This is a genomic window from Saccharopolyspora karakumensis, assembly GCF_004349225.1.
Classification (GTDB): Bacteria; Actinomycetota; Actinomycetes; order Mycobacteriales; family Pseudonocardiaceae; genus Saccharopolyspora; species Saccharopolyspora endophytica.
In genome coordinates, this window is record NZ_SMLA01000005.1 from 52005 (window position 1) to 67907 (window position 15903).

Below are 15903 nucleotides of genomic sequence, written 5' to 3' on the forward strand. Positions count from 1 at the left end.
TCCGACGAACAACCACGCAGCAGGAGGTTCTCCCTCGTGATCACGGCCATCGTGCTGATCCAGACCGCCGCCGACCGCCTCACCGAGGCGGCCCAGGAGATCGCCGACATCGACGGCGTCGACGAGGTCTACTCCTGCGCGGGTGATGTCGACCTGATCGCGATGCTCCGCGTCGCCAAGCACGAGCACCTCGCGGACATCGTCCCCGGCAAGATCAACAAGGTCGCCGGCGTCCAGGACACCGACACCCACATCGCCTTCCGCTCCTACTCCCGCAGGGACACGGAAGCAGCCTTCTCCATCGGTCTTGAAGAGGAGTAGTGGGTTGATCCTTCTGCGTGGCGGTGCGGGTGGCGGAGCCTGACACGCCTTCTGGCTCCGGGATCCGCGACTTGCGTATGTCGAATACGCGGCGCTGCGGCTGTGCTCTTCAGAAGACGTGTCAGAACCCGCAGCGGTGCAAACTGCTCAGGTGGGGTACTGAGAAGGCGACGTCGTCGCTTGCCTGACGGTGCCTCGGCCGCCGCTGAGCAAAGCGAGCAGCTGTTCCTTCAGCGGAGTTCTGCGCAGAGGGTTGTCCAGCGGTCCAGGAGGGCTGCTGCGGCGCCCGAGTCGATGGCTTCGGCCACTCGGGTCAGGCCGGCCTCGAACTGGGGCCGCAGGTCCGTTCCCGGGCTGTCGTAGGCGACGCAGGCGCCTGCCGCGTTGAGCAGGACCGCGTCGCGGACCGGGCCGGTGGCGCCCGCCAGGAGGTCGCGGACGACCTCGGCGTTGTCCTTCGCGTCGCCGCCCTGCAGGTCCTCCGGGCGGCTGCGGGCGATGCCGAAGTCCTGCGGGTCCAGCGCGTCCTCGCGGACCATGCCGTCGTTGACCACCCAGAGCGTGCTGGCGGCCGTGGTGGTGATCTCGTCCATGCCGTCGTCGCCGCGCACCACCAGCGCCGCGTTGCCGCGCGCGGCGAACACCTCGGCGACCACCGGCGCCATCCGGCGGTCCGCGCAGCCGATCAGGCCCGCGGCCGGTCGGGCCGGGTTGGTCAGCGGGCCCAGCACGTTGAACGCGGTCGGGATGCCGATCTCGCGCCGCGGGGCCCCGGCGTGCTTGAACGCGGGGTGGAACACCGGCGCGAAGCAGAAGCCGATGCCGACCTCCTCCACGCAGCGCGCCACGGCGGCCGGCGGCAGGTCGATCGCCACGCCGAGCTCTTCGAGCACGTCGGCCGTGCCGCACTTCGACGAGGCCGCGCGGTTGCCGTGCTTGACCACGGTCACCCCGGACGCGGCCAGCACGATCGAGGCCATGGTGGAGATGTTCACGCTGCCGCTGCGGTCACCACCGGTGCCGACGATGTCCACCGCGCGCTGGGTGATGTCCAGCGTGCGGGCGTGCTGGAGCATCGCGTCGGCCATGCCGCGCACCTCGGCGGACGTCTCGCCCTTGGCGCGCAGCGCCACCACGAAGCCCGCCACCTGGGCCGGTGTCGCCTCGCCAGACATGATCAGGTCCATGGCCCAGGCGGTGTCCTCCGCGGACAGGTCCGCACCCGCGACCAGGCTGCCCAGCAGCCCTGCCCAACTTCCCGCCATGGTTCCCACGATCTACTCCGTCGGTTCGGCTGTCCAAGGAAAACTATCGTGCCGCCGCGCACGCCTCCTGATCTGCCCGATATGGCATGGATCGCAGGCACCGACCGGATCTCAGCGGAAACCGGAAAGCGGAATTCCGCTGCGGTCCGGTCGGCGCCTGCGCAGACCGAGTCGCCTCGCCGCACTCACGGGCGTGGCGGGATCAGGCCGGGACGGACTTGCCCTGGGTGCGCAGGACCTCCGCGACGGTCTCGGCGGAGGCCAGCGGGTCCAGCGGGTGCACCAGGACCGCGTCGGCCTGCGACCAGGTGGCGAGCCATCGGTCGTCCTTGCGGCGGACCGCCACGACCACCGGCGGGCACTGGGTGATCTCGTTCTTGAGCTGCCGGGACACGCCCATGCCGCCGGTCGGTTGCGCTTCGCCGTCCAGGATCAGCAGGTCGACCTTGCCCGCGTCGACCTCGCTGAGGACGTCGGCGACGGTGCTCGCCTCGGTGTAGTGCAGCCGGTCCAGATCGGGTGCCGGGCGTCGCCCGACGGCGTTGATGATCGCCTCCCGGACCTCGGCGCGGTGGCTGAACACGAGAACGTTCGTTGTTGCGGTGCTCATCACTGGCTCCTCGGCGAGCTTGCGGACACCCGCACCCGATCTGCGCAGCACGGGGCATTAACAGGTCCGAATGCTAGCCGCCCGAGCGGGTGTGACAGTAGCCACCCGGCCGGATTCGATCATTCCGCCCCGGGCTGCAGGGCGTCCCAGCCGAAGCTCTCGCCGCCGTGCCGTTGCGCCAGACCGGCCATCCGGGAGGCCTCCTGTGAGCAATGCAACGCATCCAATCGCTGCACACGGAGCGCGACCAACGGGGTCAATCCGGACACGCTGAGGTCAACTCCGCGGCCGCCGGGGCGCAAGGTCCACTCATCCGAGGCCAGCAAGGCCCTCGCGGTGTCGACCACGCCACCGGGAAGTGCCAGGTGGTGGCGCAGCACCGCCGGGTCGTCGGGCTGCCACACGGTGGCTCTGGCCAGTGCCGTCGACGCGGCCTCGGTGTCGTCGTAGGACCACACCACCACCTGCAGTCCGGGGTCATCGATGCTGATCACGGGCTTGTCGCGGTCGGTCCGGCGGAGTCCCAGCGCGGCCAGAGCGGACCGAAGAGCTTTCACGTTGAGTGACCTCCAGATCGCAATCCGATCACCTCGCGGGCGTAGGGGAGGACCCGAGGGCGCGAGGTGAAAAGCTGCAAGACATAATGCGTCGCGTGACAACGGCAGCGCCCTCAATCAGTCAACGCGTGCACTCGCTGAACCGACCCAACATGGTCAGCGTCGGCACCATCGTTTGGTTGGCCAGCGAGCTGATGTTCTTCGCTGGACTCTTCGCCATGTTCTTCACGGTGAAGGCGCAGAACGAGGGCGCGTGGCCACCACCGCCCACTCACCTGAACCTCCCGTATGCCCTCCCGTTCACGGTCATCCTGGTGGCGTCTTCGTTCACCTGCCAGTGGGGCGTGTTCGCGGCGGAGCGGGGTGACGTCTTCGGTCTCCGCCGGTGGTACGTGATCACGCTGATCATGGGCACGGTCTTCGTGCTCGGGCAGGCCGGTGAGTACTTCCAGTTGGTCACCGAGCACGCGACCACGATCGCGTCGTCGGCCTACGGAACGGTCTTCTACATGACGACCGGCTTCCACGGGCTGCACGTCATCGGCGGACTGGTCGCGTTCGTCTTCCTGATCATCCGGACGAAGCTCAGCAAGTTCACGCCGGCTCAAGCCATCGCAGCGATCGTCGTGTCGTACTACTGGCACTTCGTGGACATCGTGTGGATCGGCCTCTTCGCCGTGATCTACCTCGTCCCGTGATCGCTCCTCCAGCGAGGAACCTCGATCGCCTGGCACGAACGAGGCCGAAACGAACACCCCGAACCGGACAGCAAGGGTTGCCGCACTCATGACCACCACTAAGAAACGGAACCGCGCGGGCTCGAAGCTCAAGCGGCGGATCTCCGGTGTACTGGCGCTGGGCATCGCGTTGGTGGGTGCCGGTGGGCTGTACACCGTCCTGACTCCCGAGCCGCAGACCGCGCACGCCGCAGCGGACCCGGCATTGGTGAGGCAGGGCGAGCAGCTCTACAACAACGCCTGCATCAGCTGCCACGGATCCAACCTGCAGGGCGTGCAGGACCGTGGACCCAGCCTGACGGGCGTCGGCGAAGCCGCGGTGCACTTCCAGGTCTCCACCGGCCGCATGCCGATGGTCCGCCAGGAAGCTCAGGCGGTGCGCAAGCCGCCGAAGTTCACCCCGGAGGAGATCGACGCGCTGGGCGCGTACGTGCAGACCTACGGCGGTGGGCCGGAGGCCCAGAAGCAGTCCGGTCAGGCGCTGCAGGGCGGCGACCCCTCGCGCGGTGGCGAGCTCTACCGCCTCAACTGCTCGTCCTGCCACAACTTCACCGGACGCGGCATCGCGATGTCCTCCGGCAAGTTCGCGCCGAACCTGGACCAGGCGACCGAGCAGGACATCTACCACGCGATGCTCACCGGGCCGCAGAACATGCCCAAGTTCTCGGACCGGCAGCTCACGCCGGAAGAGAAGAAAGACATCATCGCCTACGTCAAGTCCGTCACCAACGGCAACAACAACCCGGGCGGCAACTCCCTCGGCGGTTACGGCCCCGGCCCGGAAACGGTGATCGCCTGGGTCGTCGGACTCGGAGCGCTGATCGGCCTCACCCTGTGGATCGGAGCCAGGGCATGAGTGAGCAAGAGAACAAGGACTACACCGAGGCCGAGCTGGCCGAGATGAGCCGCGACGAGAAGATGCGGCTCGGTCTGGCGCTCGACGACGTCGAGCTGGTCGAGTACCGGGACAACTTCCCGGTCAGCGGGACCCGCGCCGAGCGACGTGCCGAGCGCAACGTCGCCGCCTGGTTCGTGCTGGCCGGCCTGTCCGCGCTGGCCTTCATCGCGGTGTTCATCTTCTGGCCGTGGGGCTACCAGCCCTCGACCGATCCGACCGCGCACTTCATCTACTCGCTGTACAACCCGCTGATCGGTTTCTTCCTCGGCCTGTCGATCCTGGCCGTGGGCATCGGCGTCGTGCAGTACCAGAAGAAGTTCATCCCGCACGAGGTCGCGGTGCAGCAGCGCCACGACGGCCACGGGTCCAGCGAGGTCGACCGGCAGACGACCGCCGCGATCCTGGCCGACGCGGGCAACCGCAGCGGCATCGCCCGCCGCAAGATGATCACGCGCACCGCCGGCTTCGGCCTGGGTGCCTTCGGTCTCGGCGCCGGCGTGTTCGCCCTCGGCGGCATGGTGCGCAACCCCTGGGCCGAAGAGGGCCAGGAGTCGCTGCTGCACACCGGCTGGATGCCGGAGCACCCCGGCGAGAAGATCTACCTGCGCCGCGACACCGGCAACCCGCACGACGTCTCGCTGGTGCGGCCCGAGGACATCGACGCCGGTGGCTTCGAGACCGTCTTCCCGTTCCGGGAAGCCTGGCGGCACGACGAGCACGAGCTGATCACCTCGATGCGCAAGGGCGATGCGCCGGTCATGCTGATCCGGCTCCGCCCCGGCAGCAAGCCGGTCAAGCGCAAGGGGCAGGAAGACTTCAACTACGGCGACTACTACGCCTACTCGAAGATCTGCACCCACCTGGGCTGCCCGACGTCGCTGTTCGAGCAGCAGACCGGCCGCCTGCTCTGCCCGTGCCACCAGTCGCAGTTCGACGTGGTCAACACCTATGCGAAGCCGGTGTTCGGCCCGGCCACGCGTGCCCTGCCCCAGCTGCCGATCACGGTGGACGAGGACGGCTACTTCGTGGCGAAAGGCGACTTCATCGAGCCCGTCGGTCCGGCGTACTGGGAGCGTAAGTCATGAGTTCGATCACCACGCCCACGAAGGGAGAGAGCAAGCTGTACGGCAAAGTCGCGCACGCGGCCGACGAGCTGGACACGCGCTACCGCTTGGCTCCCGGCATGCGGCGGCAGCTGAACAAGGTCTTCCCGACGCACTGGTCGTTCCTGCTCGGCGAGATCGCGCTCTACACGTTCATCCTGCTGCTGATCACGGGCACGTACCTGGCCTTCTTCTTCGACCCCTCCATGCAGGAGGTCGAGTACCAGGGCCTGTACACCAACCTTCGCGGCGTGGAGATGTCGCGGGCGTTCGAGAGCACGCTGAACATCTCCTTCGAGGTCCGCGGTGGTCTGTTCGCCCGCCAGCTGCACCACTGGGCGGCGCTGCTGTTCATGGCGTCGATGGTGGCGCACATGCTGCGCATCTTCTTCACCGGTGCGTTCCGGCGCCCGCGTGAGACGAACTGGATGATCGGCGTCACGCTGTTCATCCTGGGCATGTTCGAGGGCTTCACCGGCTACTCGCTGCCGGACGACCTGCTGTCCGGTACCGGTGTCCGCATCGCCTCCGGCATCACCATGTCGGTCCCGGTGCTCGGCACCTGGATTCACTGGATCCTGTTCGGCGCCGAGTTCCCCGGCACCGACCTGATCCCGCGGTTCTACCTGTTCCACGTGTTCCTGCTGCCGGGTCTGATCCTGGGTCTGGTCGCGGCGCACCTGGCGCTGGTCTGGTACCAGAAGCACACCCAGTTCCCGGGCGTGAAGCGCACCGAGAGCAACGTGGTCGGCGTCCGCATCATGCCGGTGTTCGCGGTCAAGGCCGGTGCCTTCTTCGCGATGGTCGTCGGCGTCTGCGCGATCATGGCCGGTGTCTTCCAGATCAACCCGATCTGGAACCTGGGCCCGTACATCGCCTCGCAGATCTCCGCCGCGTCGCAGCCCGACTGGTACATGATCTGGACGGACGGTTCGTCGCGTCTGTGGCCGGCCTGGGAGGTCTACCTGGGACCGTTCACGATCCCGGCGCCGTTCTTCCCGACCGCGCTGTTCATGGGCATGATCTTCACGGTGGCGATCATGTACCCGGCCATCGAGCGCAAGCTCAGCGGCGACAACGCGCACCACAACCTGCTGCAGCGTCCGCGCGACAACCCGGTACGCACTTCGCTGGGTGCCATGGCGCTGACGTTCTTCATGGTGCTGATGATCTCCGGTACCAACGACATCATCGCCTTCGAGTTCAACATCTCGCTGAACGCGATGACCTGGGCCGGCCGCATCGGCCTGCTGGTGGCGCCGCCGATCGCCTACTGGATCACCTACCGGATGTGCCTGGGTCTCCAGCACAGCGACCGTGAGGTGCTCGACCACGGCGTCGAGACCGGCATCATCAAGCGGCTCCCGCACGGTGAGTTCATCGAGGTCCACCAGCCGCTCGGCCCGGTGGACGACCACGGTCACCCGGAGGCGCTGCCCTACCAGGGCGCTCCGGTGCCGAAGAAGATGAACCAGCTGGGCGCCGCCGGCCACCCGGTCGAGGGCAGCCTGCTGAAGCCGGACCCGGTCGAGGAGACCGCCGCGCTGGAGCAGGCCCGTCACGACGACGCGGTCCGCGAAGCCGAGGATCGCACGCAGCTGACCGCCGGCAGGCCTTCGCAGCCGACGGAATAAGCACCGAAGTCGACACGGCCCGGTACCCCGAGCGGGTACCGGGCCGTGTCGCGTTCCCGGCGCGTGTTCGCGGTGCTCGGTAGCGTCCGGGCATGGCTACGTTGCAGGATCCGAAGGTCCGCGAGTTCCTCTCGCAGGGCACCCGCACCGGGTTGCTCGGCTTCACCTCTTCCGACGGCCGTCCGCTGGTCGCGCCGGTGTGGTTCGTCCTCGACGGCGACGTGCTGGTGTTCAACACCGGCAAGGACTCCGCCAAGGGCAGGTCCGCCCGCCGCGACCCGCGACTGGCGCTGTGCGTCGACCTGCCTCAGCCGCCGTACGCGTTCGTGCAGGTGCAGGGCACTGCGGAGGTGTCGGAGGATCCGCAGGACCTCGTCGACACCGCCACGATGATCGCGGCTCGCTACGTCGGGCCGGACAAGGCCGAGGAGTTCGGCCGCCGCAACGGCGTTCCCGGCGAGCTCGCGATCCGCCTCCACCCCACCAAGATCAACGCCGCCTTCGACATGACTGCCTGACTCGACCCCGACCCGGAATACCGCCGTAATCAGACCCCCGACTGCGGCCGTATTCCGCCCGGCGAACCGGATTTGCGGCAGTTTTCCGTGTGGTGGTCCTGAATGCGGCCGTAGTCGGGTCCCTGAATGCGGCCGTTCTCCGGTCCCTGATTTCGGCGGTATTCCGGGTGGGGACGCACGGGACGCGCCGGGATTCTGATGGCCGGGGGATCAGGGGCCCGGGTGGGATCAGTCGATGGCTGCGTAGGGGGTTCGGCCTGTGGTGGCCTTGTCGAGCCAGGTCCGCCAGGTGGCTGCTGCGCTCGCGGGTTCGGTCCAGGGCGTGGTGGTGCGGACCAGGCGGGTGCCGCCGGTGGTGAGCCAGCGGTAGATGACGCGGGTCTCGTCGGCGGTCGCGCCGTGGAGGGGACCGGGGCCGTCGAGGACGGTTTCCGCCGACGCCTGGAGCACGTCGACGACCGGCATCGGAGGAACGCCCCGGCGCGCGACCCCGGCGGAGGCGAGGCGGCCGTGGCGGATGACCGACAGGTGCCATCCGCGCCGCCCGTCGGGGCGGGCCGCGACGAGTTCCGGGACCGAGGCGAGCGCGGACAGCCGCTGGCCGCGGTCCAGCGAGCGGACGAGGTCGGCGAGCCGGTCGCGGTGGTTGGCGGCGTCCTCGAAGCGCTCGGTGTCGGAGAGCCGCTGGAGCTCCTCGCGCAACCGCTCGAGCAGGTCTCCGCTGCGCCCGCGGATGACGTCGCGGATGGCGATGACCTCGGGCTGGTACTCCTCGGCGCTCTGCAACCCGGCGCACGGGGCGCCGCACCGGCCCAGCTCGTGCAGCGCGCACGGTCGGATCGGCTTGCGCGGTGAGAGGCGCTCGGTGCAGCGCCGGACGAAGGTCGCCGACTGCAGGGCTTCGACGGCCGCGCTCGCGGTGTGCCGGGAACCGAAGGGTCCCAGCGCGTCCTCGCGCGGCGTGCGCACGATCGACAGCCTCGGGAACGCCTCGTCGGTGAGCACCACCCACCACGCGCGCTGCGGGAACTTGGAGCGCCGGTTGTAGCGGGGCTGGTGCGCCGAGAGCAGCCGCAGTTCCCGCACTTCGGCTTCCAGCGGGTGCGCGCACTCGACGTGGTCCACCCGATCGGCGATGCCGACCATCTCCTTGACGCGGGACCTGCGCTCGCCCGCGGTGAAGTACTGCCGCACGCGTCGTCTCAGGTCGGAGGCGGTTCCGACGTAGAGCACCTCGTCGTTGGGGCCGCGGAAGAGGTAGACGCCGGGGGAGTTGGGCAGCGAGTCGGCCAGGCCGCGCTTGCGCTTCTGCTGGGGCGTGACGTCCGGGAGGTGCCCGAGCAGGTCCTCCAGGGTGCGCACGCCCAGCGGCCCGAGTCGTTCCAGCAGGGCGTGCAGCACGTCGACGGTGGCGCGGGCGTCGTCCAGCGCGCGGTGCACGGGTTCGGTGCGGGCGCCCAGGACGCGGGCCAGCGTGCCGAGCTTGTGGTTGGGCGTCTCGTCGCGGGTCAGGACCCGGCGGGCCAGCCGGACGGTGTCGACGACCTGCGGTTTGGGCCATTCCAGTCCGAGCTGTTCGCAGCCGGCCCGCAGGAATCCGAGGTCGAAGGGCGCGTTGTGCGCGACCAGCACCGCGCCGCGGCAGAACTCCAGGAACGCGGGCAGCACGCTGTCCCAGCGAGGTGCGTCGTGCACCATCGCCTCGGTGATGCCGGTGATCGACACGACGGCGGGCGGGATGCCGCGTTCCGGGTTGACCAGGGTTGCGAACTCGCCGAGCACTTCACCGCCGCGCACCTTCACCGCGCCGATCTCGGTGACGGCGTCGCCCTGCCGGTCGCCTCCGGTGGTCTCGAGGTCGACCACCACGAACGTCGCCTCCTGCAGCGGGATTCCCTCGCTGATGGCGATCTCGTCGAAGGTCAGTTGGCGGTGCGCGGACATCATCGGCACGCTACGTCCCCCCACCGACACCGCCACGCGTGCGTGTGCGCGGAACGACGACGATTAGCCTGTGGGAATGGCGACACCGAACTCGGGGCCGGACGGTCCCACTCCGGAGGAGTCCGCTGTGGACGGTTCCCAGCAGACTCCCGGTGCCGCGCCTGTCGATCCCGAGGACCTGCCGCCTCCGCTGCGCGCCCGCCTGGCCGACCTGGCCGCGGGCGCGCTCGACGAGATGCGCTCGACCGACGTGCCCGCCGCGCTGCGCCCGGTCGTGCGCTTCGCACCGGCCAAGCGCGCCAAGCTCGGTCAGCCCGCGCTGCTGAGCGCGCTGCGCGAGTCCTCGGTGTTCCGCACCTCGGTGCTGGACTGGTGCCGCAACCACCGCCCGGGGGCGCTGTCGTTGCAGGACCCCGATCCGGTGGTCGTCGGTGCGGCGGCGGTGTTGCAGGGCGCCGCGATCGCCTCGCACTACGCGGAGCTGATCGGGTTCCGCAGCGAGCAGGGGCAGTTGCGGGCCGAACGCGATTCGGCCCAGGCCAAGGTCGAGCGGCTGACCACCGAGGTCGACCGGCTCAAGGCGGAGCTCGCGCGGGCGCGCGAGTCGGCGGATCAGGCCGCGGGCAACGCGGAGGCCGACCGGCTGCGGAAGCGCTTGCGGGAGCAGGGCGTGCGGCTGCGGGAGGCCAAGGACGCGGCCGAGGCCGCGCGGGAGGAGCTCGCGCTGGCCCACGAGGAGCGGGAATCGGCCGTCGCCGAGGTCGCCGCCGACCGGGACCGCGAACGCCTGCGCGCGCAGGAGGAGCGGCAGCGCGCCGATCACGCCGCCGCCGAGGTGCGGGTGGCGCGGGAGAGCGCCCGGGAGGCGCGGCAGGGCGACGAGGTCCGGCTCGCGCTGCTGCTGGAGACCTTGGAGGGCGCGGTCGGCGGTTTGCGCCGCGAGCTCGGTGCCGCCGGTTCCGGGCCGCGCCCGGCCGACGTGGTCCGGCGGGTCCGGGAGCAGACCGCGACTTCCGGCGAGGTCGCCGACGTCGCCGCGCTGGACCGGCTCCTGGGTCTGCCCGCGGTGCACCTGATCGTGGACGGCTACAACGTCACCAAGACCGGGTATCCGGAGCTGCCGCTGGCCGATCAGCGCGATCGGCTGGGCCATCAGCTCGCGGCGCTGTCCGCACGCACCGGTGCCGAGGTCACGTTGGTCTTCGACGGCGCGGACGTGCTGGCGGTGCCGACCGCGGGGCCTCGCGGTGTGCGGGTGCTGTTCAGCGAATCAGGGGTGCAGGCCGACGACGTGATCCGCGATCTGGTCGCCGCCGAGCCGGAGGGTCGTCAGGTCGTGGTCGCCACGTCGGACCGGGCGGTGGTGACCTCGGTGCAGCGGCGCGGCGCCTACTCGGTGTCCTCGGCGATGTTGTTGGCGCGGCTGAACCGGGTCTAGCCGTTCGCCGCTGTTCCGGTGCCGCCCGGCGACTTCGGGGAGGTGTCGGAAGTCATAGTGGATCACTCGGGTACGCTCCGTATCCCGAAGGTGGGCGTGTTGTGGTGACAAGTCCAGGTGAAAGTGGCGCAAGATCCGTTACTGTGAGCAAGTGACTATCCTCCGTTAGGGGCGTTCAGTCGCGCTCAGTAGAAAACGGGCCCCGCTTCTAGACGTGTCGCCTCACCTTTCGTAACCTACCTGAGTCCTCGTGGCGATCAGTTGCTCATACCGGGCGACACGCGAGGCGCCGCTGATTCGGTTTTGTCGGGGAACCGGGCCGCGTTCCAGCGGATTTTCCGCATGCGGTCAGGCGGTCGGAAGCAGAAGGAGCTGTGCGCGACGTGGCGTCGCACGGAATCAAGCGCTCATTGCGAGGCGCCCTGGCCGCTACCGCGGTCGCTGCAGTCGTCGGCATGACCTCCGGCGGTGCCGCCCTCGCAGACCCGCCTCTCCCGAACAACGCCTCGGACGCGGCCAAGCAGGTCCGCGAGCTCCAGCACCAGGCTGAGCAGCTCACCGAGGACATGAAGAAGGCCGAGGACGACCACGAGGCCAAGAAGGCCGAACTGGCTCGTTCCGAAGCTCAGGCCGCGCAGGCCGAGCAGGTCGCCAACCAGGCCCGCGGCGAAGAAGAGAGGTTCCGCGGCCAGGTCGACAAGCTCACCCACGCCTCCTACCAGGGCGCGCGGTTGAACAAGCTCTCCGCACTGCTGGTGAGCGAGACCCCGGATGACTTCCTGAACCGCGCTTCCGCGCTGGACGCGCTGGCCAAGGACAACAACGACGCGGTCAAGGCGCTCGCGGCGGCCACGCACCAGGCCGAGGACGCGGAGCGGACCGCCAAGGACGCGCGCAACCGCGCGGCGCAGGCCGAGCAGGACGCCGCCCGGCTGGCCGTGGACATGAAGAACAAGTCCAAGGCCATGAAGGACCAGATCGAGAAGGTCGAGGAGAAGTACGCCGAGCTCAGCGGCGAGGATCAGGACTCCCTGATCTCCGACGGTGAGACCGGTGTCGGCTCGATCGCCGGTGCCGGTGCGGCCATCCAGGCCGTCAACGCGGCGCTGGGCAAGCAGGGCTCGCCGTACGTCTGGGGCGCCAAGGGCCCCAGCAGCTTCGACTGCTCCGGGCTCATGTACTGGGCTTACAAGCAGGCGGGCGTCACCATCGGCGGCTCGACCAAGACCCAGGTCAGCGAGGGCAAGTCGGTGACGGCCAGCCAGCTCAAGCCGGGCGACCTGATCTTCTACTACAGCCCGGTCAGCCACGTGTCGATGTACATCGGCAACGGCAAGGCCGTGCACGCCCCCACCTCGGGCGACGTGGTGAAGGTGACCGACTACAAGAAGATCGGTGACGTCACGGCCATGCGCCGCGTCGCGGGCTGATCCATGCAGTCGTGCTTCGGGGCCGGTGCCTTCGGGCGCCGGCCCCGAAACGTTTTCACGTGCGGTGCGCGTCGACCGGTGCGGTGAGCGGACTTACGATGCGAGCCGTGTCTTCGACCGGAAAAGCGCGCGGCTGGCTGGTGCTCGCCGCGTCGGCCGCGGTGCTGGGCGGGCTCGCGCTGCTGGGTCTGCCGTCCCCGGCTCCGGTCGAACCGCCGCCGGCGCCGGCGGCGGCCGGGCACGCGGGCCTGGCCGCCCGGTTGCCGGCCCCTGAGATGGCCGTGAGCGAGCTGCTGACCCGCCGCGAGGAATCCATCCGGGACGGCGACGAAGCGGCGTTCGCGGCCACTGTGGACCCGGAAGCGCCCGCCGAGTTCCAGCAGCGCCAGGTGCAGCTGTTCCACAACCTGCGGTCCGTGCCGCTGAGCAGCTTCGGCTACCGGCTCGACGGCGCTCCGCTGCCGCACGCCCCGGTTCCCGCCGCCGACGAGGTGCTGGCGTCCCGCGTGGTGCTGCGGTACGCGCTGTCCGGTGCCGACTCGGTGCCCACCCAGCGCCCGCTCGGCTACCTGTTCGTCCGCCGGGGCGATTCCTGGTACCTCACCGAGGACACCGGCGTGGTGCCCGACGCGTGGCGCGGACCGTGGGACTTCGGCCGCGTCGAGGTGCGGCGCACCGATCGCGGGGTGGTCGTCGGCCACGATTCCGCGGCTGTGGACCGGGTCGCGGAGCAGCTGGACGCGGCGGTGTCCGACGTGACCGAGGTGTGGGGGAGCGGCTGGGCTCAGCGCGTGGGCGTGCTGGTGCCCGGCTCACCGGAGGAGCTGCGGTCGCTGGTGGGGCCGGAGTTCGCCGTCGACGGCATCGCCGGTGTGGCAATCGCCGATCTGGTGGACACCCGGACGAAGCGCGTGGAGGGAGCTCGCGTCGTGCTGAGCCCGAGCACCACCGAGCAGCTCTCCGGCGTGGCGCTGGGCGTGGTGCTGCGGCACGAGATCACCCACGTCGCGGCCCGGGCGGTCACCGCCGACGGCGCTCCGATGTGGATGCTGGAGGGCTACCCGGACTACATCGGCTACCGCAAGAGCGGGCTGGCTCCGCGCGACGTCGCCCCGGACCTCGCCCGCTCGGTCCGGGAAGTGGGCCCGCCGCTGCGGCTGCCCACCAACACCGAGTTCCACCAGGCCGGTCGTCGTCTCGACCTCGCCTACCAGCAGTCCTGGTCGGTGGTGCACTTCCTGGCGGAGCGCCTGGGCGAGCCGGGCCTCACCGAGCTCTACCGCCGCATCGCGATGGCCACCAGCCCGGACGAGGCGGAGGCCGCCCTCCACGAGTCCACCGGCATGACCTCGCCGCAGCTGCTGGCGGCCTGGGGCGCCGACCTCCCGAGGTCACTGGCCTGAGGGGCGAGAACGGCGGTGCGCCAACCGGGAATCCGGTCGTCGCACCGCCGTGTGTCACCCGGAGGTGTTCGAGTCCCGGCACCGCCCGGGTCGACCGGACGGTGCCGGTGGATCAGGAGTAGATCGCCTCGATGTCGGCCGCGTGGTTCTCCGCGACCTTGTTGCGCTTGAGCTTCATGCTCGGGGTGAGCTCGCCGGTGGCCTCGGTGAAGTCCTCGGTGAGGATGCGGAACTGCTTGATCGCCTCCGCCCGGGACACCGCCTTGTTGGCCTCGTCGACCGCGCCCTGGACCTCGGCCCGCAGGTCCGGGTCGTTGATCAGCTCGGACATCGGCGTGTCGGCCGGGCGGTTGTTGTTGGCCAGCCAGGACGGCACGAACTCCGGGTCCAGCGTGATCAGCACGCCGATGAACGGCTTCTGGTCGCCGACCACCATGCACTGGCTGATCAGCGGGTGCGAGCGAAGCCCGTCCTCCAGCACGGCCGGGGCGACGTTCTTGCCACCGGCGGTGACGATGATCTCCTTCTTGCGGCCGGTGATCCGCAGGTAGCCCTCGTCGTCCAGCGAGCCCAGGTCGCCGGTGTGGAACCAGCCGTCCTCGATGGACTCCTTGGTGGCGGTCGGGTTGTTCCAGTACTCCTTGAACACCACGTCGCCCTTGATCAGGATCTCGCCGTCCTCGGCGATCCGGATCGAGGTGCCGGCCAGCGGGCGGCCGACGGTGCCGACCTTGAAGCCCTCCTCGACGTTCACCGCGGCCGCGGCGGTCGTCTCGGTCAGGCCGTAGCCCTCCAGCACCGGGACGCCGACGCCGCGGAAGAAGTGCGCCAGCCGCTCGCCCAGCGGAGCACCGCCGGAGACCGCCGCGATGCAACGACCACCCAGCGCGGCGCGCAGCTTGCCGTAGACCAGCTTGTTGAACACCGCGTGCTTGGCCTTGAGGCCGAGCCCCGCGCCGCCGGTGTCCATGGCCTTGGAGTACTGGACGGCGGTCTCCTCGGCGGCGTCGAAGATCTTGCCCTTGCCGTCGCCGTGGGCCTTCTGCTTGGCGGTGTTGTAAACCTTCTCGAACACGCGCGGCACGGCCAGCACGAACGTCGGCCGGAAGGAACCGAGGTCGTTGATCAGGTCCTTGACGTCCGCGGTGTGGCCGAGGGTGACCTTGCCGTAGATGCACATGATGGTGATCGCGCGGGCGAGCACGTGCGCCATCGGCAGGAACATCAGCAACGAGTTGCCGGGCTTGGTCAGCTGCGGGAACGCGTCGATGTCGGCGCGCACCTCGGCGAGCAGGTTGCGGTGGGTCAGCACGCAGCCCTTGGGGCGGCCGGTGGTGCCCGAGGTGTAGATGAGGGTCGCGGCGTCCTCGGCGGTGACCGCCCTGCGCCGCTCGTGCACCTGCTGGTCGGGTACCTCGGCGCCCAGCGCGGTGAGCTCGTCGACCGCGCCGGCCGCGCCGCCGCTGGTCGGGCCCTCGATCTGCCAGATGTGGCGGACCTCGGAGAGCCGGTCGACGACCTTGTCGATCTCGGCGCGGTGCGCCTCGGTCTCCACGAAGGCCGCCTTCGCGCCGGAGTCGGTGAGGATCCACTCGGCCTGGTCGGCCGAGGAGGTCTCGTAGATCGGGACTGTGATGCATCCGACAGTCCAGATCGCGAAGTCCAGCAGCGTCCACTCGTAGCGGGTGCGGGACATCAGCCCCACCCGGTCGCCGGGTTCCAGCCCAGCGGCGATCATGCCCTTGGCCACGGCCAGGACCTGCGCGGCGAAGTCGGCGGCGGTGACGTCGACCCAGGTGCCGTCCACCCGGCGCCGGAAGCTCACGGTGCTCCCGAAACGCTCCGCGTTGGCCCACACCATGTCGGTGAGGTTCTCGTCCTCGGCCACTTTCGTAGTGGCGGGTGCGCTGAACTCTCGCACGTCGAAACCTCCGAAGAAAAGCCTGTCTAGTGGGCTCAACCTAACGCTGATAGTTACTGGGCGGTAGCCCCCGTTATCTCAGGCCACACCAGCGGGCACAGCCTAAACCTCTTCCATTCGGACG

The 15903-nt window shown here is 69.6% G+C and carries 14 protein-coding genes; 9 read left to right on the forward strand and 5 right to left on the reverse strand.

The features are described 5' to 3' along the window. Positions 1–36: 36 nt before the first annotated feature. A complete protein-coding gene (locus E1202_RS05110; RefSeq protein ID WP_132681392.1) occupies positions 37–321 on the forward strand; it encodes an Lrp/AsnC family transcriptional regulator in 285 nt (94 codons plus the stop codon). A gap of 230 nt (positions 322–551) precedes the next feature. Here the strand turns inward: E1202_RS05110 and trpD are convergent, their stop codons facing one another. From trpD to E1202_RS05125, 3 genes are all read right to left on the reverse strand, one after another. Further along, positions 552–1586, reverse strand: a complete 1035-nt coding sequence (gene trpD / locus E1202_RS05115; protein ID WP_207918471.1) for an anthranilate phosphoribosyltransferase — start codon at positions 1584–1586, stop codon at positions 552–554. A 202-nt stretch (positions 1587–1788) separates the two neighbouring features. Then, a complete protein-coding gene (locus tag E1202_RS05120; protein ID WP_132681394.1) occupies positions 1789–2196 on the reverse strand; it encodes a hypothetical protein in 408 nt (135 codons plus the stop codon). 119 nt (positions 2197–2315) lie between these two features. Next, complete coding sequence (locus E1202_RS05125; RefSeq protein WP_408006086.1) at positions 2316–2753, reverse strand: hypothetical protein; 438 nt, start codon at positions 2751–2753, stop codon at positions 2316–2318. Positions 2754–2839: 86 nt separating this feature from the next. On the opposite strand from E1202_RS05125, the gene ctaE reads away from it, so the two are divergent. The 5 genes from ctaE to E1202_RS05150 all read left to right on the forward strand — a co-directional run bounded on the left by ctaE (position 2840) and on the right by E1202_RS05150 (position 7643). Further along, positions 2840–3451 carry an aa3-type cytochrome oxidase subunit III gene (ctaE, locus tag E1202_RS05130; protein WP_132672553.1) on the forward strand — a complete coding sequence of 204 codons (612 nt, stop codon included), beginning with the start codon at positions 2840–2842 and terminating at the stop codon, positions 3449–3451. An 88-nt stretch (positions 3452–3539) separates the two neighbouring features. After that, complete coding sequence (gene qcrC / locus E1202_RS05135) at positions 3540–4346, forward strand: cytochrome bc1 complex diheme cytochrome c subunit (protein ID WP_132681395.1); 807 nt, start codon at positions 3540–3542, stop codon at positions 4344–4346. Then, complete coding sequence (qcrA, locus tag E1202_RS05140; RefSeq protein ID WP_132681396.1) at positions 4343–5473, forward strand: cytochrome bc1 complex Rieske iron-sulfur subunit; 1131 nt, start codon at positions 4343–4345, stop codon at positions 5471–5473. The genes qcrC and qcrA overlap by 4 nt, the downstream gene beginning before the upstream one ends. Next, positions 5470–7125, forward strand: a complete 1656-nt coding sequence (qcrB, locus tag E1202_RS05145) for a cytochrome bc1 complex cytochrome b subunit (RefSeq protein WP_132681397.1) — start codon at positions 5470–5472, stop codon at positions 7123–7125. Before qcrA ends, qcrB begins: the two co-directional genes overlap by 4 nt. A 92-nt stretch (positions 7126–7217) precedes the next feature. Further along, complete coding sequence (locus E1202_RS05150; RefSeq protein WP_132681398.1) at positions 7218–7643, forward strand: PPOX class F420-dependent oxidoreductase; 426 nt, start codon at positions 7218–7220, stop codon at positions 7641–7643. A gap of 228 nt (positions 7644–7871) precedes the next feature. Here E1202_RS05150 and E1202_RS05155 read toward each other — a convergent pair whose 3' ends face one another. Then, a complete protein-coding gene (locus E1202_RS05155) occupies positions 7872–9587 on the reverse strand; it encodes a DEDD exonuclease domain-containing protein (protein ID WP_132681399.1) in 1716 nt (571 codons plus the stop codon). A gap of 76 nt (positions 9588–9663) precedes the next feature. Between E1202_RS05155 and E1202_RS05160 the strand changes: the two genes are divergently transcribed. From E1202_RS05160 to E1202_RS05170, 3 genes are all read left to right on the forward strand, one after another. Continuing rightward, positions 9664–11025: an NYN domain-containing protein gene (locus E1202_RS05160; protein ID WP_132681400.1), complete on the forward strand. Its 1362-nt coding sequence runs from the start codon at positions 9664–9666 to the stop codon at positions 11023–11025. A 383-nt stretch (positions 11026–11408) separates the two neighbouring features. Further along, positions 11409–12455: a C40 family peptidase gene (locus E1202_RS05165; RefSeq protein WP_235877717.1), complete on the forward strand. Its 1047-nt coding sequence runs from the start codon at positions 11409–11411 to the stop codon at positions 12453–12455. A 98-nt stretch (positions 12456–12553) separates the two neighbouring features. Further along, positions 12554–13858 carry a hypothetical protein gene (locus tag E1202_RS05170; protein ID WP_408006087.1) on the forward strand — a complete coding sequence of 435 codons (1305 nt, stop codon included), beginning with the start codon at positions 12554–12556 and terminating at the stop codon, positions 13856–13858. Positions 13859–13970: 112 nt separating this feature from the next. Here the strand turns inward: E1202_RS05170 and E1202_RS05175 are convergent, their stop codons facing one another. Beyond that, positions 13971–15779 carry an AMP-dependent synthetase/ligase gene (locus E1202_RS05175; protein ID WP_132681401.1) on the reverse strand — a complete coding sequence of 603 codons (1809 nt, stop codon included), beginning with the start codon at positions 15777–15779 and terminating at the stop codon, positions 13971–13973. Positions 15780–15903: the final 124 nt, after the last annotated feature.